Source organism: Streptomyces sp. CC0208 (assembly GCF_003443735.1).
GTDB lineage: Bacteria > Actinomycetota > Actinomycetes > Streptomycetales > Streptomycetaceae > Streptomyces > Streptomyces sviceus.
Window position 1 is genome coordinate 5385107 of record NZ_CP031969.1, and the last position, 23716, is coordinate 5408822.

The 23716-nt window shown below is 70.7% G+C and carries 18 protein-coding genes, 1 rRNA gene and 3 pseudogenes; 13 read left to right on the forward strand and 9 right to left on the reverse strand.

What is annotated here, in order from left to right:
• Position 1: 1 nt before the first annotated feature.
• Positions 2-118, forward strand: a 5S ribosomal RNA gene (gene rrf / locus D1369_RS24785).
• Between the two features lie 96 nt (positions 119-214).
• Here the strand turns inward: rrf and D1369_RS24790 are convergent.
• From D1369_RS24790 to D1369_RS24810, 5 genes are read right to left on the reverse strand one after another with little or no spacing between them, the layout of a single operon-like run.
• Entirely contained in the window at positions 215-1525 is a 1311-nt protein-coding gene (locus D1369_RS24790; protein ID WP_007382463.1) for a DUF58 domain-containing protein, read from the reverse strand.
• The gene (locus D1369_RS24795; RefSeq protein WP_007382462.1) at positions 1525-2514 is read right to left on the reverse strand and encodes a MoxR family ATPase; all 990 of its coding nucleotides are present in this window, start codon (positions 2512-2514) and stop codon (positions 1525-1527) included. The genes D1369_RS24790 and D1369_RS24795 overlap by 1 nt, the downstream gene beginning before the upstream one ends.
• Positions 2514-3716, reverse strand: coding sequence for a DUF4350 domain-containing protein (locus D1369_RS24800; RefSeq protein WP_037900305.1), 1203 nt, complete (start codon positions 3714-3716; stop codon positions 2514-2516). Before D1369_RS24800 ends, D1369_RS24795 begins: the two co-directional genes overlap by 1 nt.
• Positions 3713-4441 (reverse strand): DUF4129 domain-containing protein, encoded by a 729-nt coding sequence (locus D1369_RS24805; RefSeq protein WP_007382460.1) that lies wholly within the window; start codon positions 4439-4441, stop codon positions 3713-3715. The genes D1369_RS24800 and D1369_RS24805 overlap by 4 nt, the downstream gene beginning before the upstream one ends.
• A gap of 31 nt (positions 4442-4472) precedes the next feature.
• Positions 4473-5795 (reverse strand): glycerophosphoryl diester phosphodiesterase membrane domain-containing protein, encoded by a 1323-nt coding sequence (locus D1369_RS24810; protein WP_007382459.1) that lies wholly within the window; start codon positions 5793-5795, stop codon positions 4473-4475.
• A gap of 140 nt (positions 5796-5935) precedes the next feature.
• On the opposite strand from D1369_RS24810, the gene mtnA reads away from it, so the two are divergent.
• The 9 genes and pseudogenes from mtnA (at position 5936) to D1369_RS24850 (ending at position 15677) form a co-directional block, all read left to right on the forward strand.
• A complete protein-coding gene (gene mtnA / locus D1369_RS24815; RefSeq protein ID WP_118082610.1) occupies positions 5936-7084 on the forward strand; it encodes an S-methyl-5-thioribose-1-phosphate isomerase in 1149 nt (382 codons plus the stop codon).
• A 158-nt stretch (positions 7085-7242) separates the two neighbouring features.
• Complete coding sequence (mtrA, locus tag D1369_RS24820; RefSeq protein ID WP_005486885.1) at positions 7243-7920, forward strand: two-component system response regulator MtrA; 678 nt, start codon at positions 7243-7245, stop codon at positions 7918-7920.
• Position 7921: 1 nt separating this feature from the next.
• Positions 7922-9991, forward strand: coding sequence for an MtrAB system histidine kinase MtrB (gene mtrB, locus D1369_RS24825; protein WP_118082611.1), 2070 nt, complete (start codon positions 7922-7924; stop codon positions 9989-9991).
• Positions 9981-11825, forward strand: a complete 1845-nt coding sequence (locus D1369_RS24830) for an LpqB family beta-propeller domain-containing protein (RefSeq protein ID WP_118082612.1) — start codon at positions 9981-9983, stop codon at positions 11823-11825. Before mtrB ends, D1369_RS24830 begins: the two co-directional genes overlap by 11 nt.
• 299 nt (positions 11826-12124) lie before the next feature.
• Positions 12125-12415 (forward strand): annotated as a pseudogene (locus D1369_RS43995) (ComF family protein); the annotation flags it as partial.
• A gap of 378 nt (positions 12416-12793) precedes the next feature.
• Positions 12794-13234, forward strand: a pseudogene (locus D1369_RS44000) (ComF family protein); the annotation flags it as partial.
• A 276-nt stretch (positions 13235-13510) separates the two neighbouring features.
• Positions 13511-13723, forward strand: a complete 213-nt coding sequence (locus D1369_RS43430; protein ID WP_205574488.1) for a hypothetical protein — start codon at positions 13511-13513, stop codon at positions 13721-13723.
• A gap of 312 nt (positions 13724-14035) precedes the next feature.
• Positions 14036-14728: a ribosome-associated translation inhibitor RaiA gene (raiA, locus tag D1369_RS24845; protein ID WP_037900295.1), complete on the forward strand. Its 693-nt coding sequence runs from the start codon at positions 14036-14038 to the stop codon at positions 14726-14728.
• Between the two features lie 202 nt (positions 14729-14930).
• Positions 14931-15677, forward strand: a complete 747-nt coding sequence (locus D1369_RS24850) for a response regulator transcription factor (RefSeq protein WP_037900293.1) — start codon at positions 14931-14933, stop codon at positions 15675-15677.
• Here D1369_RS24850 and D1369_RS24855 read toward each other — a convergent pair.
• Together D1369_RS24855 and D1369_RS24860 are read right to left on the reverse strand one after the other, a co-directional pair.
• Positions 15663-16856, reverse strand: a complete 1194-nt coding sequence (locus D1369_RS24855; protein WP_007382451.1) for a crosslink repair DNA glycosylase YcaQ family protein — start codon at positions 16854-16856, stop codon at positions 15663-15665. The genes D1369_RS24850 and D1369_RS24855 overlap by 15 nt on opposite strands.
• 50 nt (positions 16857-16906) lie before the next feature.
• Positions 16907-17479, reverse strand: a complete 573-nt coding sequence (locus D1369_RS24860) for a GNAT family N-acetyltransferase (protein ID WP_007382450.1) — start codon at positions 17477-17479, stop codon at positions 16907-16909.
• Positions 17480-17749: 270 nt separating this feature from the next.
• Between D1369_RS24860 and secA the strand changes: the two genes are divergently transcribed.
• Positions 17750-20590, forward strand: a complete 2841-nt coding sequence (gene secA / locus D1369_RS24865) for a preprotein translocase subunit SecA (protein WP_118082613.1) — start codon at positions 17750-17752, stop codon at positions 20588-20590.
• A 134-nt stretch (positions 20591-20724) separates the two neighbouring features.
• Here secA and D1369_RS24870 read toward each other — a convergent pair whose 3' ends face one another.
• Positions 20725-21522 (reverse strand): Rv3235 family protein, encoded by a 798-nt coding sequence (locus D1369_RS24870; protein ID WP_037900291.1) that lies wholly within the window; start codon positions 21520-21522, stop codon positions 20725-20727.
• Positions 21523-21830: 308 nt separating this feature from the next.
• Here D1369_RS24870 and D1369_RS24875 point away from each other — a divergent pair, with 308 nt between their 5' ends.
• Together D1369_RS24875 and D1369_RS24880 are read left to right on the forward strand one after the other, a co-directional pair.
• A complete protein-coding gene (locus D1369_RS24875) occupies positions 21831-22346 on the forward strand; it encodes a hypothetical protein (RefSeq protein WP_007382447.1) in 516 nt (171 codons plus the stop codon).
• A gap of 88 nt (positions 22347-22434) precedes the next feature.
• On the forward strand, positions 22435-23100 hold the full coding sequence (locus D1369_RS24880; RefSeq protein WP_007382446.1) for an HAD hydrolase-like protein: 666 nt from the start codon (positions 22435-22437) through the stop codon (positions 23098-23100).
• 82 nt (positions 23101-23182) lie between these two features.
• Here the strand turns inward: D1369_RS24880 and D1369_RS24885 are convergent.
• Positions 23183-23413 (reverse strand): annotated as a pseudogene (locus tag D1369_RS24885) (peptidase); the annotation flags it as partial.
• Positions 23414-23716: the final 303 nt, after the last annotated feature.

Genomic DNA, 23716 nt, shown 5'->3' on the forward strand with positions numbered 1-23716 from the left:
TTTCGGTGGTCATAGCGTGAGGGAAACGCCCGGTTACATTCCGAACCCGGAAGCTAAGCCTTACAGCGCCGATGGTACTGCAGGGGGGACCCTGTGGGAGAGTAGGACACCGCCGAACTCCTTTTAGTGGAAAGGCCCACACCTTATGGTGTGGGCCTTTCTGCGTTTTGTGGTTTGTTTCTCCTCAGGGGGCGCTATGCGCCCCCTTTTTTGTTTACAGGCGCCCGGCTGCTTTCAATGCCAGGTAGGCGTCGGCCAGCGCTGGAGCCAGGTCGTCCGGTGTCGCGTCGACGACTGTCACTCCGTGGCGACGGAGTTGTTCCGCAGTGCGATGACGTTCCGTCTGGGCCTGGGCCGCGGCCGCGGCCTCGTAGATCGCTTCGGTGTTGCCGCGGGCCGTGGCCATGCGGGCGATGTGGGGATCCGCTACTGAAGCCAGAAGGACCGTGTGGCGTTGGGTGAGCTGAGGAAGTACGGGCAGCAGGCCTTCTTCGACGGGCGCGGCGTCGAGGCTGGTGAGCAGCACGATCAGGGAGCGGCGGGGGGCCGTACGCAGGGCTGTGGCTGTGAGGCCGCGAGCGTTCGTTTCGACGAGTTCGGGTTCGAGGGTGGCCATTGCGCCCACCAGCGAGGGGAGCAGGTCGTTGGCTGTTCGACCTTGGACCAGGGCGCGCACTCCGCGGTCATAGGCGAGGAGATCCACGCGGTCGCCGGCGCGGGAGGCGAGGGCGGCCAGCAGCAGGGCCGCGTCCATGGAGGCGTCGAGACGAGGGGCGTCGCCCACGCGTCCCGCGGAGGTGCGGCCGGTGTCGAGGACGACGAGGATGTGGCGGTCGCGTTCGGGGCGCCAGGTGCGTACGGCGACGGAGGTCTGGCGGGCGGTGGCTCGCCAATCGATGGAACGGGTGTCGTCGCCGGGAACGTATTCGCGCAGGCTGTCGAACTCCGTGCCTTCACCGCGAGTGAGGACGCTGGTGCGGCCGTCCAGCTCGCGCAGGCGGGCGAGTTTTGAGGGGAGGTGCTTGCGGCTGGTGAACGGGGGCAGGACGCGGACTGTCCAGGGGACCTTGTGGGTGCCCTGGCGGGTGAAGAGCCCGAGGGGGCCGTAGGAGCGGATCGTCACGCGGTCGGCCTGGCGGTCACCGCGGCGGGTGGGGCGTAGGCGAGTGGTGAGGCGTCGGCGTTCGCCGGCCGGGACCGTCAATCGGTGGCGGGAGGCTTCCATCTCCGTGCCGGGCTGCCAGCTGCTGGGGGGCCAGGCGTCCCGGATGTGGGCGCGGAGCGGGCGGCCGGACGGGTTGGTGACCGTGAGAGTGACGTCGGCCGGCTCGCCCAGTCGGGCGGAGGTGTCGCCGGAGCGGGTCAGGCCGAGCCGTCGTACGGGTGCAGCCAGGGCGAAGTCGCAGGCGCAGGCCACTGCCAGGGGGGCGTTGACCGCGAGAATGCCCGTCCAGCTGGGTTCCCAGATGCCGATGGGGAGGGAACCCAGGGCTGCGAGAAGTGCGGTGCGTCCGGTGAGAGCCATCAGCGGGGGACCGGGACGTGAGCGAGGATCGCGTTGATGACGGAGTCGGCCGTCACGCCCTCCATCTCGGCCTCCGGGCGCAGTTGTACGCGGTGGCGGAGGGTGGGAAGGGCCAGGGCCTTCACGTCGTCGGGGATGACGTAGTCGCGGCCGGTCAGCCATGCCCACGCGCGCGAGGTGGCCAGGAGGGCCGTGGCGCCGCGGGGGGAGACCCCGAGAGTGAGGGACGGGGACTCACGGGTGGCGCGGCAGATGTCGACGACGTAGGCGGTGATCTCGGGGGAGACCGTGGTCTTGGCGACTGCTGCGCGGGCCGCTTCGAGGTCGGCCGGGCCTGCTACGGGGCGTAGGCCTGCGGCCTTGAGGTCGCGGGGGTTGAAGCCCTCGGCATGGCGGGTCAGGACGTCGATCTCGTCCTGGCGGGAGGGGAGCGGGATCGTCAGCTTGAGGAGGAAACGGTCCAGCTGGGCTTCGGGGAGGGGGTAGGTGCCCTCGTACTCCACCGGGTTCTGGGTCGCGGCGACCAGGAACGGGTCGGGGAGCAGGCGCGGGGTGCCGTCGACCGTGACCTGCCGCTCCTCCATGGCCTCCAGGAGGGAGGACTGGGTCTTGGGCGGGGTGCGGTTGATCTCGTCCGCGAGGAGGAGGTTGGTGAAGACCGGGCCGGGCTGGAAGGAGAACTCGGCGCTGCGTGTGTCGTAGACGAGGGAGCCCGTCACATCGCTCGGCATGAGGTCGGGCGTGAACTGGACGCGCTTGGTGTCGAGTTCGAGTGCGGATGCGAGGGCGCGGACGAGCAACGTTTTGGCGACCCCAGGGACGCCTTCCAGGAGTACGTGTCCGCGGCAGAGGAGGGCGACGACAAGACCGGTCACGGCGGGGTCCTGGCCGACCACGGCTTTGGCGATCTCGGCGCGCAGGGCTTCCAGCGAGGCCCGGGCGGTGTCCGGGTCCCCGGTGGTCCCGGCGTTGTCAGTGGTCGGGTCCATCATGGACGGCGTACCTCTCTTTCGAGGGCGTCGAGTTGGTCGGCTAGGGAGATGAGGGCCGCGTCGTCGCGGGGCGGCGGGCCGAAGAGCAGGGAGTGCAGGGACTGTCCGTCTCCGTCGCTGCGGAGATGGGCGGACAGGGCGGGGAGCAGGGCTTCGGGCGCGTGCGCCTGGGCGACGGGGACGCCTACGAGGGGGGCGAGGCGGGTGCGGGTGGTGGAGCGAAGAGCGGTGGCCGCGCGGTCGCGGGCGCTCGCCTTGCGGTAGAGGCGGGCGCGGCCTTCGACGGTCTCGGAGGCGCGGATCGCCACGGGGAGTTTCTCGGGCACCAGGGGCCCGAGCCGGCGTGCCCTCCACAGGGCGGCGAGCGCTGCCGCGAAGAAGAGCTGAAGTGTGCCCCAGAGCCAGCCCGAGGGGAGCAGGTCGAGGAAGCCCTTCTCCTCGCCCGGGTCGGTGGCGGAGGAGTCGGAGAGCGAGGGGAGGTACCAGACCAGATGGGGGCGGGAGCCGAGGAGTTGGAGGGCGAGCGAGGCGTTGCCCCGCTTGTCGAGGGTGTCGTTGTAGAGGATGTCCGGCGCGCCGAGGACGACGGTGTCGCCGTCCCCGGAGGCCGCCGGGACGCGTACCAGGGTGGGCAGGCGCTCGCTGGGGTAACACTCGTCGTTGCCGGGGTGGGTGACGGTGTAGCGGATGCCGCCGGTGTCCGCGGTGCCCGCGCGCCGGGCCGCCGGCAGGCCGCAGTCGGGGGAGAGCGTCGAGTCGAGGCTGTTGGCGGGGTCCGCGACGACGCCGGGGGCCAGTCGCTCGAGGGACCAGCTGCCGGGGGCGACGAGGAGGGTGCGGCCGCCGGAGCCGGCGGTCGAGGCGCGCAGGCTGCTCTGCTGGCGGTGCGTCAGGAGGTCGGGTACGGCGACCAGGAGCGTGGTGTCGGGGCCGGCCGCGGCGCGTGCCTCGTCCAGGGTGGTGACCACGCGGGTGTCGATGCCTCGGTCGGCGAGGAGTTCGGCGACGGCGCGGCTGCCGTAGGGATCTGCGGAGCGCGGGTCGAGGCTGCCGTGGCGTTCGGTGGAGCGGATCGCCGCGATCGCCACGGCCGCGACGAGGAGCAGTACGAGTGCGAGTACGACGCCTCGCGCGCGGGTCCACACCTGGCGGGCGGTGGGCGAGGCCGAGGTGGGCGGGAGCGTGGCCTCGGTGGTCATTCGGCGGCTCCCCGGCGGGCGTTGTGGTCCGCGCCGTGGCTGCTGTTCGTGCCGCTCGTGCTGTTCGCGAGGACCGGCTTGGTGCGTTCCAGGGCGCGGTCGAGTTCGGCGATGCGGTCGTACGACTGCTCGGTCGCGGCCCGGCCGCCGTACGTGACGTCGTCGAAGTCCCGGGCCGCGGACCGCAGCCGGTCCGTGTGGGAAGGCAGGGCGCGGCCCGCTTCCGCGGCGGCCTCGTCCGCGGTGCGGCCGGGACGCACGTCGAGGAGGGCGCGCTCCTCCAGGGAACGGACGATCGCGCGCATGCGCTCCTGTAGGGCCTGGTTCCAGTGGCGCTGGGCTGCGTGTGCCTCCGCGGCCGCGCGGTGGTCGGCGGCGCTGCGGGGGCGGTCGTCGAACAGGGCGGCGGAGGAGGCCGGCTCGCGGCGCGGGGTGCCCAGGCGCCACCACAGCGCGCCCACCACCAGGGCGATCGCGGCGATGACGACGACCAGGCCGAGTGCTCCGCCCGGGGTCGCCGACGAGGCCGCGTCGAACAGCTTGCCGACCCAGTCCCAGAACGCGTTGAGTGCGCGCTGGAACCAACTGGGGTCGTTCTCGTGGTACATGCGCTTGAACAGCTCGCGGCGAGCCGCTTCCCGCGCGGGGTCGCGCGGGATCGTCAGCGGCGGTTCGTCGTCGGACCGTGCCAGTGACAGCACGGAGGTGTCGACGGCGCGCAGCATGGTGAGCACTCCCCCCGGCAGGTTCACCGCATCAGCTCCCGGGAGTGGGGCGGCTGCCGTAGTCCTGGACGCCGGCCGCGCGGGCCAGTTCGAGGTCGAGGGCTTCGCGGCGGATGCGCTGGTCGATGTAGAGGAGCACGGTGACGCCCGCCGTGATCGGGAAGGTGATCATGGAGCCGATCACCGAGCCGATGCCGCTGATGATGAGGAACGTCCAGCCGAGGTCGCCGGTGCCGTTGACGAAGCCGCCGACACCCTCGCCGCTGAGCGCCGCGGCGAGGAAGGTGAAGGGGAGGACGACGATCGCCGCGACGATGTTCGCGATGATCCCGGCCAGCAGCTGGATGCCGAGGACCCGCCACCAGGAGCCGCGGACCAGCTTCGTGGAGCGGCTCATCGACTTCACGATGCTCTGCTTCTCCAGCATCAGCGCGGGCGAGGCCAGGGAGAAGCGGATCATCAGCCACAGCGCGACGACTCCGGCGCCGAGGATGCCCAGGATCGCGAGGGCGAGGCCGCCGCCGTTCGAGCCCGCGGCGGCCACGAGGATGCCGGGCAGGGCCCCGACGGCGAGCACGCCGAAGGTGATGAGCAGCAGCAGGAAGATCAGGCCGAACAGCCTGGGCACCTGCGGGCGGGCGTCGCGCCATGCCTCACCGGTGGTGACGGGCCTGCCGAGTACGGCCCGGCTGGTGACGGTCGTCAGCAGCGCGGTCGCGGCGACCGTACCGATGAGGGAGATCAGGAAGACGACAGTGGTGCCGAGCATGGTCTCGCCCAGGGCGTGGGTCAGCTCGTCGGCGCTGGCGCTGGGGTCGTTGAGAGCCTCGGTCCCCGCGCTGTCGTTCAGGACGAAGCCCTGGAGCAGGATGACGAGGACCTCGGTCACGACGGCGACGGTCAGCGAGATGCCGAGGACGGTGCGCCAGTAGGTGCGCATGGTGGAGACGGCGCCGTCGAGGATCTCGCCCACGCCGAGGGGGCGCAGGGGGATCACGCCGGGCTTGGCCGCGGGCGGGGGGCCGCCCCAGCCGCCGTAACCGCCGCCCCAGCCCGGGGGAGGGCTGTAGCCTCCGGGCGGGCCGGCGGGGGGCTGCGTCCCCCAGCCCGGGCCGGGAGGCGGGGGCGGAGGGGTCTGGCCGGGAGCGGCGGCGCCTGTGGGGGCGGACCACTGACCGGGTGGCGGCTGTTCCTGCGACCACTTGGAGTCGGCGTCCTGCGGGTTGTTCTCCGGCTGCTGTGCGGGCTGTGCGGCGTCGGGCCGGGCGGTGGGCTCGGCGGGACCGGACGTGCCGGGCTCGTGCCCGTCGGACGGGGCGGATCCGGGCGAGGCCCAGCCCGGAGTGTCGTTCATCGTCGCTCCTTCACGGTGCCCGTCCGCGGGCGCGGCGGCAGGTTGGCAGCCATCGTGCCATGGGGTGGTCGGCGAGTGACCAGCCGCGGTATGGGCTGCATACCTTCAATACTCCGGCTGACAAGGGGCAGACTGATCGCATGGCTGATCAGTACGTGCAATCCGGCGAGGACAGCAAGCCCACCGAGATACCGGCGATCCGCTGGGAAGAGCCACCCGAAGGCCCCGTGCTGGTGCTCCTCGACCAGACGAGGCTGCCGGCCGAGGAGGTGGAACTGGTCTGTACGGATGCGTCCGCGCTGGTGGAGGCGATCCGGTCGTTGGCCGTGCGCGGGGCGCCGTTGCTCGGCATCGCGGGGGCCTACGGCGTCGCGCTCGCCGCCGCGCGCGGGTTCGACGTGGACGAGGCGGCGGCCGTGCTGGCGGGCGCGCGTCCGACCGCGGTGAACCTCGCTGTCGGGGTGCGCCGAGCCGAGGCCGCCTACCGGGCCGAGCTCGGCAAGAGCGGCGACCAGGAACGGGCGGCCGGGGCGGCGCTGGCGGCGGCCCGCAGGCTGCACCGGGAGGACGCGGCGGCCAGTGCGGCGATGGCCGAGCGGGGGCTGGCGCTGCTGGACGAGCTGCTGCCGGGCGGCGGGCACCGGATCCTGACGCACTGCAACACCGGTTCGCTGGTGTCGGGCGGTGAGGGGACGGCGTTCGCGGTGGCCCTCGCGGCTCACCGGGCGGGGCGGCTGCGGCGGCTGTGGGTGGACGAGACGCGCCCCCTGCTCCAGGGTGCCCGGCTGACGGCGTACGAGGCGGCGCGCAGCGGGATGGCGTACACCTTGCTGACCGACAACGCGGCGGGCTCGCTGTTCGCGGCCGGGGAGGTGGACGCGGTGCTGATCGGGGCCGACCGGATCGCGGCCGACGGCTCGGTGGCGAACAAGGTGGGGAGCTATCCGCTGGCGGTGCTCGCCCGGTATCACCATGTGCCGTTCATCGTGGTGGCGCCGGTGACCACGGTGGATCCGGACACCCCGGACGGGGCGTCGATCGAGGTGGAGCAGCGGGCCGGGCATGAGGTGACCGAGATCGCGGCGCCTCAGGCTCCGGTGGCGGGGGCCGAGGCGGGCGGCGGGATTCCGGTAGCGCCGCTGGGGACGCAGGCGTACAACCCGGCCTTCGATGTGACGCCGCCGGAGCTGGTGACGGCGATCGTCACGGAGGAGGGCGTGGTGTCGCCGGTGACGGCCGAGGCCGTTGCCGAGTTGTGTGCGAGGTCCCGGGAGGTGACGATCAGCTGAAGTGGATGCGGTGGCCACGTATTCCGCCTGACATCCGCGGCTGACCCCGCTGCGGTGGTCGAGGCAGACAGTGATGGTCCAGTACGACTAAGGTCACTGGTCGGTGAGCTGTCTCACCACTGCCTTCACCACTGTTATGAGAATGGGATGATGTCTTTATGAAGGGACGAGTCCTTGTCGTCGACGACGACACCGCACTTGCCGAGATGCTGGGCATTGTGCTGCGTGGTGAAGGTTTTGAGCCGTCTTTCGTAGCCGACGGTGACAAGGCGCTGGCCGCGTTCCGTGAGGCCAAACCGGATCTGGTGCTGCTGGATCTGATGCTGCCCGGGCGGGACGGTATCGAGGTGTGCCGTCTGATCAGGGCGGAGTCCGGGGTGCCGATCGTGATGCTGACGGCCAAGAGCGACACAGTGGATGTCGTCGTGGGGCTGGAGTCCGGCGCCGACGACTACATCGTGAAGCCGTTCAAGCCGAAGGAGCTCGTGGCCCGGATCCGGGCGCGGCTTCGGAGGTCGGAGGAGCCTGCTCCCGAGCAGCTCGCCATCGGCGACCTGGTCATCGACGTGGCGGGCCACTCCGTGAAGCGGGAAGGGCAGTCGATCGCGCTGACGCCCCTGGAGTTCGACCTGCTGGTCGCGCTCGCGCGCAAGCCGTGGCAGGTGTTCACGCGTGAGGTGCTCCTCGAGCAGGTGTGGGGCTATCGGCACGCCGCCGACACCCGGCTCGTCAACGTGCATGTACAGCGGCTGCGCTCCAAGGTCGAGAAGGACCCGGAGCGGCCCGAGATCGTGGTGACCGTCCGTGGTGTGGGGTACAAGGCAGGGCCCAGCTGACATGTCCGGAGACAGTGCCGCGTCGTCGCCCCGGCGGACCGGGGCGGACGCGGGGCGGCCTGTCGGGCGGAAGTCGGCGGGTTCCCGCTGGGGACGTTTCGTGGAGGGCGGCCTGCTCCAGGGCGGAGTCCAGGGAAGCCCGGTCCTGAGGCTCTTCATGCGCTGGGTGCGCCGGCCGCTGCTGCCCGTGATGCGGTTGTGGCGGCGCAACATCCAGCTCAAGGTCGTCGCCACAACCCTGCTGATGTCGCTCGGCGTGGTCCTCCTGCTGGGCTTCGTCGTCATCGGGCAGGTGCGCAACGGACTCCTAGACGCCAAGGTCAAGGCGTCGCAGAGCCAGGCCACCGGAGGGTTCGCGGTGGCCAAGCAGAAGGCGGAGGAGGCCGACGCCGGGACCGACGACACGGCCGCGTCGGACGGTCAGTCCGACCAGTTCGTCATCGAGTGGATGAGCAATCTCGTCTACTCCCTCTCCAGCGGAGGTCAGGGCGCCTTCGACGTGGTGACGCTGCCCGTGGGCGGCGACAGCGGGAGCGGGCGCGGGCCGCGCGCCTCGGGTGACGTCGACCCGACGGCCAGCGTCCCCGAGGCTCTGCGCGAGAAGATCGACGACAGCACGACGGCCGCCCAGAGCTACACCCGCATCGTCTACGACCCCTACCAGGAGCCCCAGCCGGCCCTGGTCATCGGCAAACAGGTCAACGACCCCAACGGCGACCCGTACCAGCTGTACTACCTCTTCCCGCTCACCCAGGAGGAGAAGTCGCTCAGCCTGGTCAAGGGCACCCTGGCGACCGCCGGGCTCTTCGTCGTCGTACTCCTCGGAGCGATCGCCTGGCTCGTGGTGCGGCAGGTCGTCACTCCGGTGCGGATGGCAGCCGGGATCGCCGAGCGGCTGTCCGCCGGGCGGCTCCAGGAGCGGATGAAGGTCACCGGCGAGGACGACATCGCGAGGCTCGGCGAGGCCTTCAACAAGATGGCGCAGAACCTTCAGCTGAAGATCCAGCAGCTGGAGGACCTGTCGCGGATGCAGCGGCGGTTCGTGTCGGACGTGTCGCACGAGCTTCGGACACCGCTGACGACCGTGCGGATGGCCGCCGACGTCATCCATGACGCGCGTGAGGACTTCGATCCGATGACCGCGCGGTCGGCCGAGTTGCTCGCCGACCAGCTGGACCGGTTCGAGACGCTGCTCGCGGACCTGCTGGAGATCAGCCGGTTCGACGCGGGCGCGGCCGCGCTGGAGGCCGAGCCGATAGACCTCAGGGACGTCGTACGGCGCGTGGTCGGCGGGGCCGCGCCGCTTGCCGAGCGCAAGGGCTCGACGGTCCGGATCGTGGGCGACCAGCAGCCTGTCATCGCCGAGGCCGACGCCCGGCGGGTGGAGCGGGTGCTGCGCAATCTCGTCGTCAACGCCGTGGAGCACGGCGAGGGCAAGGATGTCGTCGTCAAGCTGGCTTCGGCGGGCGGGGCGGTCGCGATCGCGGTGCGCGACTACGGTGTCGGGCTCAAGCCCGGCGAGGCCACGCGCGTGTTCAGCCGCTTCTGGCGGGCCGACCCGGCACGCGCGCGTACCACCGGCGGTACCGGGCTGGGGCTGTCCATCGCCCTGGAGGACGCGCGGCTGCACGGCGGCTGGCTGCAGGCATGGGGTGAGCCGGGTGGCGGTTCGCAGTTCCGGCTGACGTTGCCGAGGACGGCCGACGAGCCGCTGCGGGGCTCGCCGATACCGCTGGAGCCCAAGGACTCGCGCCGCCATCGCGGACTCGACGACGCCGGTCTGCCGCGTGGGGGCGGCGACAAGGCGGCCACCGTGCCGGCTCAGCCGACGGGCGACCAGGTGACCTCGCGGGACCCGATAGCGCCCAGGTCGGCCGCCGTGGCACCCACGGCAGATCCGACGGCGCTGCCGGGCAACGGCGCGCGCGTGGTGCCCCGGCCGTCGTCGAGTGCGCCACGGCCGGACAGCTCTTCGGGCGGGCGCACGCCCGGCGATGGGACCGCCGGCCGTCCGGACACCGGGGCGCAGGAGTCATACGAACAGCAGGGGGAGGCCTTCCGTGGACGCTGACCGCGAAGGGCGCGGCCGGCGCAGGCCGGTGCGGTCCGTGGCGTACGCCGCCTGTGGCGTCGTACTGCTGGCGGGGTGTGCCTCCATGCCGGACAGCGGGGATCTGCGCGGGGTCGACTCCACGGCGCGCCAGGACACGCCGGTGCGGGTCTTCGCGATGCCGCCGCAGGAGGACGCCGAGCCCACGGACATCGTGCAGGGCTTTCTCGAGGCGTTGACCAGCGACGATCCGAACTACGAGACGGCCCGCAAGTACCTGACCCCGAGTGCGGCGAAGCAGTGGCAGCCGAAGCTGTCCACCACGGTCCTCGACGACGGGCCCGGTGCCGACGTCGTGCCGCCGGTGGACCGGGGGCAGAGCGAAGACAAGTCGTTCACGCTGGTCGGCACCAAGGTGGCGGTGGTGGACGCGCAACAGTCGTACTCGCCGGCATCGGGCGAATACCGGGAGACCGTGCACCTCGTGCACGACAAGAAGACCAAGCAGTGGCGGATCGACAGTCCCCCGCGCGGTGTCGTCATGGGGAAGTCGGACTTCCAGCGGAACTACGTGTCCGTCAACAAGTACTACTTCGCGTCGAACACCAGGGCGGCGACGGCTCCGCAGACCGTGGCGGTCGCCGACCCCGTGTATGTGCGCGAGCGCGTGGACCCCATGACGCAGTTGGTGCGCTCCCTGCTCAGCGGGCCGACGACCTGGCTCGATCCCGTCGTCAGGACGAGTTTTCCCACCGGTACGGCCCTCAGGAGCGGTGTCTCCTCGCTGGCTCCCGACGACCGGAGCACGCTGACGGTGCCGCTCAACAACAAGGCCGAGAAAGCCGGTTCGGACCAGTGCAAGGCGATGGCGGCCCAGCTGCTGTTCACCCTGCAGGACCTCACCCCTGCCGTGGACGAGGTCCAGTTGCAGGCGGGCGGCAGGCAGTTGTGCTCCGCTGCCGAGGGCGACGCCAACGGGGACGCCACGCGCGGCTCCGTCGAGAATCCCGAGTTCCTGTACTTCGTCAACGGCGAGCACCGGCTGGTACGGGTCGCGGCGGAGCCGGACGGCAGTGGTGCGAAGGCCCAGCCGGTGGCGGTGCCCGGAGCGCTGGGCGAAGGCGACAAGGATCTGCGGTCGGTGGCCGTCTCGCGTGACGAGCACATGGCGGCCGGTGTCGGCCTCGACGGCAAGGCGCTGTACGTCGGGTCGCTGGTGTCGGGCGGGTCGCTCGGGGAGCCGGTCCTGGTGAGCAGCGGCAAGACGACCGAGGACCGGCTGACCACGCCGAGCTGGGACACCGAGGGTGATCTGTGGGTGGCCGACCGGAACCTCGCCGATCCGAGGCTGCTGCTGTTCAAGGAGGGCGCGGGCAAGCCGCTGGAGGTGGAGACTCCGGGGCTGGACGGTCGTATCAGGGACCTGCGGGTGGCCGCCGACGGGGTGCGGATCGCGCTCGTCGTGGAGAAGGGCGGCAAGCAGTCGCTGTTCGTCGGGCGGATCGAGCGGGAGGGCAAGACCGGGGACCCGCAGAGCGTCTCGGTGCGCGAACTGCGCTCCACGACACCGGACCTGGAGGAGGTCACGACCATGTCCTGGGCCGGCGACAGCAGGCTCCTGGTGGTCGGGCGTGAGCAGGGCGGCGTGCAGCAGACGCGCTACGTCCAGGTCGACGGCTCCACTCCGGAGGGGCCGCCGCCGACCGCGCTCACGGGGGTGAAGGAGATCGCGGCGTCCGAGGACGCCGACATGCCCCTGGTCGCCTACTCGGAGGACGGGATCGTACGGCTGCCGTCCGGGGCGCAGTGGCAGAAGGTGGACGCGGACGGGACGGCGCCGGTCTATCCGGGCTGAGGTGACGGGACCGCCCTGTCGGGAGCGGCCGCTTTTGCCGGGGTGAGGCCCCGGCGAGGGTGGCCGCTTTTGTCTTGGACGGGTGTGGATTCGTGGCTGGCGGCGGCTCGGATTCGCCGAGTGGGCCGGGCCGGAATCGTCGTACGGGGTTGATTTGCGGGCTGTGTGCGCGGTCGGCCGGTTAGCTGTATAGGGCCGGTAATTGTGAGGGGAACTGCTGTTCGTGCGCGGCGGAGTTTTCCACAGGGAGTTATCCACAGGGGTGGTCGGTCGGCTTCAGCGTTGGCACAGTGATGGGCATGCGGGGGTGGTGGCAGGACCTCACCGATCTGGTGCTGTCGGCCGAGTGCGGAGGCTGCGGGAAGCCTCGCGCGGTGCTCTGTCCGGAGTGCCGTGCCGCCTTGTACGGGGCCGTGCCGAGCCGGGTGCGACCGGTGCCGGAGCCGTCCGGGCTGCCGGTGGTGCACGCGGCGGCTCGGTATGCGGACTCGGTACGGGCGGTGTTGCTGGCCCACAAGGAGAGGGGGGCGCTGGGCCTGGCGGAGCCGCTCGGCACGGCTCTGGCGGGGGCTGTGTGGGCGAGCGTGCGGGAGGTGTGTGAGCCGGGGAGTGAGGGATCGGGGTCGGGATGGCCTCGGGGGGCCTGGGAACGGGGGTATGGGGCTTTGGCCGGGCGTGGTGGGGAGTTGGAGCGGGGTGGGCCTGCTGGGCGGGCTATGGGGGGCCTTGACGGGGTGGGGGCTGGTGAGGGGGGTGCGTGCATGACCTCTGCCGGCGGGGTTGGGCGGTCGTGGGCGGTAGGCGGGACAGGTGAAGCAGCTGTGGCCGGGGGCCGGGACGTGGCAGGTGCCGGGGCCTTACGCGGGGGCGGAGATGTGCCGGGTGCGGAGGCGGCCCGGGGCAGAGGGGGTGGTGCCTCAGGAGCGGAGGTCTGGGGCAGGCGCGGCGACGCCTCAGGTGTAGACGCTTTGGGGAGCGGGAGCGGGAGCGGGGGTGGCAGCGGGAGCGGGGTGCCGGGGGCTGAGGCCCTGGCTGTACCTGGTCCGTCGGGTGGAGGGTGGACGAGGGGCGGGATCGGTGGGCCCGTGTTGCTCGTTCCCGTGCCGTCCGCGCGGCGGGCGGTTCGGGCCAGGGGTCAGGATCCGGCGCGGCGGATCGCACTTGCTGCGGCGAGAGAGCTGCGGCGGGCGGGGATGCCGGCGCGGGTGGTGGCGGTCCTGCGGCAGCGGCGGGGGGTGGCCGACCAGTCGGGGCTCAACTCCCGGCAGCGGCTGGACAATCTCGCGGGGGCGCTGACCGTGGTTCCCGGTGGCGGACGGCTTCTGGCCGAGGGGTTGGTCGTGCTGGTGGACGACCTGATGACGACGGGCGCGTCCTTGATCGAGGCGGCGCGGGCCGTCCGGGAGGCGCGGGCTCGGGAGGTTCAGGCCGCGCGGGCTCGGGAGGACCGGGCGGTGGGCGCTCGGGAGGACATCGCTCACCGCGGTGAACGGACGACCGCCGGACACCGTGATCATCGGCAACGGGGACGAGGGGAGCGCGGCGGTCCTCGGTCGTGGGGAACGGAGTCGTGGCCTGGTGATCGACCGCCCGGGACTGCGGGACAGCGTGTCCGAGGGTGGCCGGGAACGGACGGATGCCATGGCGAACGGCGACAGGACGGGAGCGGGCGCCGTGGTGGACGGGTGGTGGCCGGATACGGCGATGATCCGACGGACCTCGTGTACACCGCGACAACCCGGGAAGGCATGGGGGAACGGATGGTCGCAGTGACGGAGGAGGACACGGACCGGGAGCGCTGGATGGCGACAACGGCGGGCGCCGGGGGCGTCCGTGACGTCATCTGTGCGGCCGTGGTCGCGGCGTCGCCGGTTTCCTTCGAAATAAACCGGAACTGACTGTGTAGTTGCATCGTTGCAGGTTACGAGAGGATCAATTCACCTGAACGGAGGTACGCAGCAGTAGAGGGTGACGACATCCGTCCAGGCGAGATATGTTCGGTTGTGAGAGAAAGGCGCAGGCCACACCTCGCAAATCCGAATGCCGTGCCCGCGGGATTTCCACCATCACCCGCGACGGTGGAATGGAGATCTTGCCCGCGGGGGAGGAGGTGGACGTCACCGAGTCCGAGGTTCCGGGGCTCACCGGAACCTGGTGCAAAAGGGAGATGCTCCGCATCGAGGCGGAGCGATCCGGGAACGGAGTTCTGCGTGGACATCGTCGTCAAGGGCCGCAAGACCGAGGTGCCCGAGCGGTTCCGCAAGCACGTGGCCGAGAAGCTGAAGCTGGAGAAGATCCAGAAGCTCGATGGCAAGGTGATCAGCCTCGACGTCGAGGTGTCCAAGGAGCCGAACCCCCGACAGGCCGACCGCTGTGACCGAGTGGAGATCACGCTCCGCTCTCGCGGTCCGGTGATCCGGGCGGAAGCGGCAGCCAGCGACCCGTACGCGGCACTCGACTTGGCGGCGGAGAAGCTGGACGCCCGGCTTCGCAAGGAGCACGACAAGCGCCACACGCGCAGGGGCGCACGGCGGCTCACGGCTGCTGAGGTCCCCGACCACGTTCCGGACGCGGCGACGCTCAACGGCCACGGCGACCCCGTCCACGAGGAAGACTCGGACGGCGTGCCCGTCAAGAAGATCGGCTCGCTGGAGATCAAGGGTGAAGGTCCCCTCGTAGTCCGTGAGAAGACCCACGTCGCCTCCCCGATGACCCTCGACCAGGCGCTCTACGAGATGGAGCTGGTCGGGCACGACTTCTATCTCTTCGTCGACTCCGAGACGAAGGAACCGAGTGTCGTCTACCGGCGGCACGCCTATGACTACGGCGTCATCCACCTGAGCACGGACCCGATGGTCGCCCGGGCGCACTCTCCCGCGGCCGGCGACACGACGGGCAGCTGACCCTCCCGGATGACAGTTGATCGGGTGCCCCTGGAGCGCGTGTGCGCCCCCAGGGGCACCCGCGTGCGACCACTTCGCGCCCCGCTCTGTCACCTCACTGTCGTCCGGGCATGAAATCATGGGCCCACCGGCCCAACCGGTGGGTCGTTGCCTTGGGTTGGCGATGGCACAGGATCAGCCACAGCCTTCAGGGGGAGGAACGATGGCGGACAGCTTCGGACCGCTGCACGGCGCGAACGCCGGCGACGGTGTCGTCGGCATGGGCGCGGACGCGGGCTCTCCACGCAAGGAGCCGATCCGGGTTCTCGTCGTGGACGACCACGCTCTCTTCCGGCGCGGACTGGAGATCGTGCTCGCGGCCGAGGAGGACATCCAGGTCGTAGGGGAGGCGGGCGACGGCGCCGAGGCCGTCGACAAGGCCGCCGACCTGCTGCCCGACATCGTTCTGATGGACGTCCGGATGCCCAAGCGGGGCGGGATCGAGGCCTGCACCTCGATCAAGGAAGTGGCACCCAGCGCCAAGATCATCATGTTGACGATCAGCGATGAGGAAGCCGACCTCTACGACGCGATCAAGGCGGGCGCGACCGGATATCTCCTCAAGGAGATCTCGACGGACGAGGTGGCCACCGCCATTCGCGCCGTGGCCGACGGCCAGTCGCAGATCAGCCCCTCCATGGCGTCGAAACTGCTCACCGAGTTCAAGTCGATGATCCAGCGGACGGACGAGCGCCGTCTCGTGCCGGCCCCGCGGCTGACCGACCGTGAGCTGGAAGTCCTCAAGCTCGTCGCCACCGGGATGAACAACCGCGACATCGCGAAGGAGTTGTTCATCTCCGAGAACACAGTGAAGAACCATGTGCGCAACATCCTGGAGAAGCTGCAGCTGCACTCCAGGATGGAGGCGGTGGTCTACGCGATGCGGGAGAAGATCCTAGAGATCCGCTAGCGCCTTCACGAGGGGCTCGCGCAGGTCCGGTGAGTCCACCCGCTCGACCCGGATGTCCGTGCAGTCCACCCAGCTCGCCGCCTCGACCAGGGCCTGGGCGACCGCCGGGACCGCCTTCGGGCCGTCCACGGTGACCTGCCTGGCGACCAGTGTGCCCCCCTCCCGGGCCGGGTCCACGCGGCCGACGAGACGGCCACCGGCCAGCACCGGCATCGCGAAATAGCCGTGGACCCGCTTGGGCTTGGGGACGTACGCCTCCAGGCGGTGGGTGAAGCCGAAGATCCGCTCCGTGCGCGCGCGTTCCCAGATCAGGGAGTCGAACGGGGACAGCAGAGTGGTGCGGTGGCGGCCGCGCGGTGCTGTCTCCAGAGCGGCGGGATCGGCCCAGGCAGGCTTGCCCCAGCCCTCGACCGTCACCGGCACCAGACCCGAGTCGGCGATCACCGCGTCGACCTGGTCGCCCTTGAGACGGTGGTAGTCGGCGATGTCCGCGCGGGTGCCGACGCCCAGGGCCTGGCCGGCGAGACGGACCAGGCGGCGCAGGCACTCGGCGTCGTCCAGCTCGTCGTGAAGCAGGTCGGCGGGCACGGCGCGCTCGGCGAGGTCGTACACGCGCTTCCAGCCGCGGCGCTCCACGCAGACCACCTCGCCGTACATCAGGGCGCGCTCGACGGCGACCTTGGTGCCCGACCAGTCCCACCACTCGCTGGTCTTCTTCGCACCGCCCAACTCTGTTGCGGTGAGGGGGCCTTCGGTGCGGAGCTGCTTGATGACCTGGTCGTAGGTGCCGTCCGGGAGCTGGTGGTTCCAGTGCGGGCGGCTGCGGTAGGCACGGCGGCGGAAGGCGAAGTGGGGCCACTCCTCGATGGGGAGGATGCACGCCGCGTGCGACCAGTACTCGAAAGCGTGGGGTCGGTCCGGAGACGCGCCGAGGGGAGAGGTCGTCCAGTAGGCGGCCTCCACGCTCTTGCGGCCCACCGCGCCGAGACGGGCGTACGGGATCAGCTCGTGGGAGCGGGCGAGGACCGAGATGGTGTCGAGCTGGACCGCGCCGAGGTGACGGAGGACGCCGCGGACTCCGGCCCGGCGGTCGGGGGTGCCGAGGAAACCCTGGGCGCGCAGCACGATGCGGCGGGCCTCGTCGGCCGAGAGGTCGGTGGTGGGAGGCGCAGTCGTCATGGGTCCGAACGATAGAGGCCGGCACTGACAATGAGAGGTGATCTGCGGATCTACGGAGCAGCGGGGAGGTACTGCAAGGTCGACGGCAGGCCCAGGTCCGAGGGCAGCAGCGCACCCACCCAGCAGTCCCGGCGCACGTCCTGGTGGGCGATGCCGGAGCGCAGGACGCCCTCGACGACGAAACCGGCGCGTTCCGCCACCGCGAGGGAGGGCTGGTTGCCCACTTCCGCCCGCCACTCCACGCGGTCGATCGACAGCTCCGTGAACGCCCAACGGGAGGCGGCGCGCACCGCTTCGGTGACGTAGCCGTTTCCGCGGTGTTCCTTGGTGGCCCAGTAGCCGATCTCGGCCGTGCCCGGCGAGCGCATGGTCAGGCCCAGCATGCCGACCAGGTCCTCCCCTTCGGGGAGGAAGAGGCCCCAGGTGAACATCGTGTCGTTCGCCCAGCCTGCCGGGGCCAGTTGCTCCGTGAAGCTCTGGGCGTGCTCCACCAGGTAGGGCGAGGGGATCGTGGTCCAGCGCAGGATGTCGGGGTCCTGCACGGCCGCGAGGACGGTCTCGGTGTCCCGTGGGGTGGGCGGGCGCAGCAGGAGACGGTCCGTGGTCAGCGTGACGGGTTCCATTGACCGATTCTGCTCAGGTGTCGGTGAAGGCGCCATCGTTTTTGCTGTGAGTGAGCGCGTGATCACAATTCGCGCAATTCGTGTGCCGGGCGCGGCACCATCGGCGTTCCCCCTCCGTTGTCCCCTTTGAAGCAGATTTGAAAGAGCTGACAGGCGGCGTACCCGGCAGGCCTCCCGACGTGGCGGGGTCCTCGCATACGATGGCCGTTGCTCAGTAAGTCAAATGGAAACCGACCGTCCTAGGCCCGACCGGCAAGGAGACCAACCCCCGTGTCCGTCCTCTCGAAGATCATGCGTGCAGGCGAAGGCAAGATCCTGCGCAAGCTGCACCGCATCGCGGACCAGGTCAACTCCATCGAAGAGGACTTCATCGACCTCTCCGACGCCGAGCTGCGGGCCCTGACCGCGGAGTACAAGCAGCGGTACACCGACGGTGAGAGCCTGGACGACCTGCTCCCCGAGGCGTTCGCCACCGTGCGCGAGGCCGCCAAGCGCGCGCTGGGCCAGCGCCACTATGACGTGCAGATCATGGGCGGTGCCGCCCTCCACCTCGGCTACGTGGCCGAGATGAAGACCGGTGAGGGCAAGACGCTCGTCGGCACGCTGCCCGCGTACCTGAACGCGCTGTCCGGCAAGGGCGTCCACCTCATCACGGTCAACGACTACCTGGCCGAGCGCGACTCCGAGATGATGGGCCGCGTCCACAAGTTCCTGGGCCTCGAGGTCGGTTGCATCCTCGCCAACATGACGCCGGCCCAGCGCCGCGCGCAGTACGCGTGCGACATCACGTACGGCACGAACAACGAGTTCGGGTTCGACTACCTGCGCGACAACATGGCGTGGTCCCAGGACGAACTCGTCCAGCGCGGCCACAACTTCGCCATCGTCGACGAGGTCGACTCCATCCTGGTCGACGAGGCCCGTACGCCGCTGATCATCTCCGGCCCGGCCGACCAGGCCACCAAGTGGTACGGCGACTTCGCCAAGCTGGTCACCCGCCTGAAGAAGGGCGAGGCCGGCAACCCCCTCAAGGGCATCGAGGAGACCGGCGACTACGAGGTCGACGAGAAGAAGCGCACGGTCGCCATCCACGAGTCCGGTGTCAGCAAGGTCGAGGACTGGCTGGGCATCGACAACCTCTACGAGTCGGTGAACACCCCTCTGGTGGGCTACCTGAACAACGCCATCAAGGCGAAGGAGCTCTTCAAGAAGGACAAGGACTACGTCGTCATGGACGGCGAAGTCATGATCGTCGACGAGCACACCGGCCGTATCCTCGCCGGCCGCCGTTACAACGAGGGCATGCACCAGGCGATCGAGGCGAAGGAAGGGGTGGACATCAAGGACGAGAACCAGACCCTCGCCACGATCACCCTCCAGAACTTCTTCCGCCTGTACAAGCGCCACGACCACAACGGCAAGGAACAGCCGGGCCTGTGCGGCATGACCGGTACGGCGATGACCGAGGCCGCCGAGTTCCACCAGATCTACAAGCTCGGCGTCGTCCCGATCCCGACCAACCGGCCCATGGTCCGCAAGGACCAGTCGGACCTGATCTACCGCACCGAGGTCGCGAAGTTCGAGGCGGTCGTCGACGACATCGTCGAGAAGCACGAGAAGGGTCAGCCGATCCTCGTCGGCACGACGTCGGTCGAGAAGTCCGAGTACCTCTCGCAGCAGCTCAGCAAGCGCGGCGTCCAGCACGAGGTGCTGAACGCCAAGCAGCACGACCGTGAGGCGACGATCGTCGCCCAGGCCGGCCGCAAGGGCGCCGTCACCGTCGCCACCAACATGGCCGGCCGTGGTACCGACATCAAGCTCGGCGGCAACCCCGAGGACCTCGCGGAGGCGGAGCTGCGCCAGCGCGGCCTCGACCCCGAGGAGCACATCGAGGAGTGGGCCGCGGCCCTGCCCGCCGCCCTGGAGAAGGCCGAGCAGGCGGTCAAGGCGGAGTTCGAGGAGGTCAAGGAGCTCGGCGGGCTCTACGTCCTCGGTACCGAGCGGCACGAGTCGCGCCGTATCGACAACCAGCTGCGCGGTCGTTCCGGCCGACAGGGCGACCCCGGCGAGTCCCGGTTCTACCTCTCCCTGGGCGACGACCTGATGCGGCTGTTCAAGGCCCAGATGGTCGAGCGCGTGATGTCGATGGCGAACGTCCCGGACGACGTCCCGATCGAGAACAAGATGGTCACGCGCGCGATCGCGTCCGCGCAGTCGCAGGTCGAGCAGCAGAACTTCGAGACCCGTAAGAACGTCCTGAAGTACGACGAGGTCCTCAACCGGCAGCGCGAGGTCATCTACGGCGAGCGGCGCCGCGTCCTGGAGGGCGAGGACCTGCAGGAGCAGGTCGTGCACTTCATGGACGACACGATCGACGCGTACATCGCGGCGGAGACCGCCGAGGGCTTCGCGGAGGACTGGGACCTCGACCGGCTGTGGGGCGCGTTCAAGCAGCTCTACCCGGTGAAGATCACCGTCGAGGAGCTGGAGGAGGCGGCGGGCGACCGCGCGGGCCTGACCGCCGAGTACATCTCCGAGTCGATCAAGGACGACATCCACGAGCAGTACGAGGCGCGTGAGGCGCAGCTCGGCTCCGAGATCATGCGTGAGCTGGAGCGCCGGGTCGTGCTGTCGGTCCTGGACCGCAAGTGGCGCGAGCACCTCTACGAGATGGACTACCTCCAGGAGGGCATCGGCCTGCGGGCGATGGCCCAGAAGGACCCGCTGGTCGAGTACCAGCGCGAGGGCTTCGACATGTTCACCGCCATGATGGAGGGCATCAAGGAGGAGTCCGTCGGCTACCTGTTCAACCTGGAGGTCCAGGTCGAGCAGCAGGTCGAGGAGGTTCCGGTCGAGGACGAGAAGCCGTCCCTCGCCAAGCAGGACTCCGTTCCGGCGCAGGCCGGTTCGCGTCCCGAGATCCGCGCGAAGGGACTCGACGCCCCGCAGCGCCGGGACCTGCACTTCTCCGCGCCGACCGTTGACGGCGAGGGCGGTGTCATCGAGGGCGAGTTCGCCGACGACGACGAGCCGGTGCGCTCCGAGGCGGACGGCCTCACGCGCGCGGAGCGGCGCAAGCAGTCCCGTGGTCGGGGCCGGCGCAAGAAGTAGTGCCTACGGCGTGACGAGCGCCGTGGCGGATCGACGTGTCGGTGCCGGTGGCGCCGTGGCGTAAGAAGGGCCGGTCACCTCGGGGTGGCCGGCCCTTCGGCGTGGGAGGGGACTCGCGGGCTTCTCCGGGGCTGTCAGTCCTCGTCCGGACGGGGAGCCCGGGAGCCGCCCAGTTCGACCGCGGTGCAGCGCCAGCGCAGGTCCTGGCCCTGTTCCAGCCGGAAGGCCATGGCGCGCAGCTGATCGCCGGCACCGATGCGGGCGAAGGCCTCCACGGCGCCCTGGCGGGGGACGTAGTAGCCGATGTCCCGAACGACGGGCCGGGCGCCTCGGGTACGCAGGGGGCCGCGTTCGGCGAGCCGGGCCAGCTCGTCGTAGGCGCGGCCCGCGGTGTGCCGGAGCATCGAGTGGACGGGGCGCTGGCCGCTCAGAACGGCCAGGAGAAGGTCGGCGAAGAGGTCGGTGGGGCGGGGCTGGGGGACCACGGGGCGCCGCGGGGTCTGCGGCGGGACGACCGCCGGGGTGGTTGTGCCGCGGGTCGCGGTGTGCGTTGCGGGGGCGGTACTGCCCGGGCCGGCGGTGGTGCTGACCGCGGCCGGGGTGGTGCTGCGCGCGCCGGTGGCCGTAGCGCCGGCCGGGGTGGCGCGCGGGGCGGCTTCCGTGCTCGTGGCGCCGGCTGTGGTGCCGCGTCGGGCGGCTCCCGTGGTCGTGGCGTTCAGCCCCGGGATGTTCTGTGGACGGCTGTCCGTGGGGCCCGTACGGGTGCGGGGGCCGCTGCCGGGGGAGCCCGGTGGGCGGCCGTCGCCGGGGGCCGTGCGGGGGGTGCTGCCCCCGGGTGTGCGGGGCGGCGTGCCGCCCGGGCGGCGGGAGTCGCGGCGGGCCGGGGGGCGGGTGCCGGAAAGGTGCTGTGCCCTGGTCATGACCTTGTTCATGGGATCCCCGTTCAGCGGGCCCGGAAAGTACCGGGCGGTAACTTCTGGTTGGGGATCTTGTACGGGGCGGCGGACCGCGGCGGCAAGCGCGAGGGGGGCCGGGTCGGGCGGCCGGAAATGTTCACCTATCAGGGTGATCGCAGGGCGCGGAAGCCCGTGAATCCGGGGGCGGGGCGGGTGAATTCCGGGCCCGGGGTGGACGCCTGCCGAGGTCTGGGCAGGGACTCGAAAGGGGACGCCCGCACGTATCCTGAAGGCCTTCGCGGAGCCCCTCCGAAGATGTTCTCCGACCACGAAAGCGGCCAGTCATGCGCGTCTACGTCCCCCTGACCCTCTCCGGTCTCGCCGAGGCGTACAAGACGGGTGAGCTGGGGGCCGGACCGCTCCTCGCCTACGCCGTCACACCCGCCCTGCGCGAGTGGTACCTCTCCGACGACATCGAGGAACTGGAGTACGCGGCGCTGAACCGGGCCGCGCTCGCCTCGCTGCGGCTGCTCGCCGCGGACGCCGGGGCCGTACGGCGCCGGGTCGTGGTGGCCGTCGACGTGGCCGACGGGGCGGCGGTCGCCGATCCCGACCGGGCGCTGGATCCCGCGGCGCTCGGGGAGGTGCGGGTCGCCGGGGCCGTGAAGCTGGCCAAGGCCGCCGCGGTGCACGTCGACTCGGAGGACGCGGTGGAGGACGTCACCGCTGCCGCGGACGCGCTGGCGGCGGCGGACGCCGGGGACGACGACGCGCAGTTCGTCGTGGACGGAGCCGAGGACCACGAGCTGCTGTGGTTCGCGACGCAGGAGATCCCGAACCTCGTGGGGCTGGGCGGCTGAACCCGCCTCCCGCCGTGCCGGGTCGCGGCTTTACCCGCCTTGACCTGCTGGTCTCTTCATTGTCAGTGGGGGCGGGTACGTTTTTGACATGGGGAAGCTGACAGGGGCGCACATCGTCTGGGACTGGAACGGCACGCTGTTCCACGACAACGACGCGATCATCGGGGCGACGAACGCGGCGTTCGGCGAGTTGGGGCTCGCGCCGATCACGATGGAGCAGTACCGGGCGCTGTACTGCGTGCCGGTGCCGAAGTTCTACGAGCGGTTGCTCGGCCGGCTGCCCACCGACGCGGAGTGGGAGCTCATGGACGAGACCTTCCACCGGTACTACGCCGAGCACCGGGTGGGGTGCGGGCTCACCGAGGGCGCGGTGGAGCTGCTCATGGGGTGGCGGTCGGCCGGGCGCAGCCAGTCGATCCTCAGCATGTACGTGCACGACGAGCTGGTGCCGTTGGTGCGCGGGTTCGGGATCGAGGCGCACTTCCTGCGAGTGGACGGGCGGACGGGGCCGTCCGGGGGGAGCAAGGCGGAGCACATGGAGCGGCATCTCGCCGCGCTGGAGGGTGTGGAGGCGGCCCGGACCGTGGTGATCGGGGACGCGGCGGACGACGCGGTGGCCGCGATGCGGGTGGGGGCGCGGGCCGTGCTGTACACCGGGGGGTCGCACAGCCGGGCCAGCCTGGAAGGGGTGGGCGTGCCAGTGGTGGACACCTTGGCGGAGGCGGTCGCGGAGGCCGAGCGAATAGCGGCGTGACCGGTTCACGTCGGTCCCGAGACCGAGACCGAGACCGAGACCGAGACGGCATGCGGCACCCGTCGGCTAGGTCACCGGTCACCTAGGTCACCGGTGCCTTCGCCCTGAGCACCTTCAGGAACTCCCAAATCCAGCCCTCGGCGTCCTGGAAGGCCGCTCCGGCCGGCTGCATGCAGATCCGGGCGACCGGCTTGTCGGCGTCGAAGAAGGACTTGAGGATCTCGGGGTCGTTGTACTCACCGGCGTCGACCCAGGCGAAGGCCAGGTCGGCGGGCCAGGTACAGCCGGGCTTGCCGGTGCAGGTATGGCCTGGATGCGAGGCGGACACTGTGCAGAGTGTCAAAGTTCCACCCCCGGTTTTGTACACATACGGCTCATGACGGCCCCCCTGTAAGGAGCGATAGCCTTGGTGGCGTGATCAGCGCGATAGTTCGCGGGGGCGCTGTGGCCCCCGCCCCGCGCCCGGTGCGCACGGAACACCTCCGTGGCCGGGCGGCGGCCGCTGGTCCTCGCGGGCGGGACGGGGCCGTAGGGGCCCTCATGACGCCGAATACGCCCTCGTCACCGGCGCGGCAGAGAGCAGCGTCACACCTGGCGGGCGTGTCGAGAATGGCTG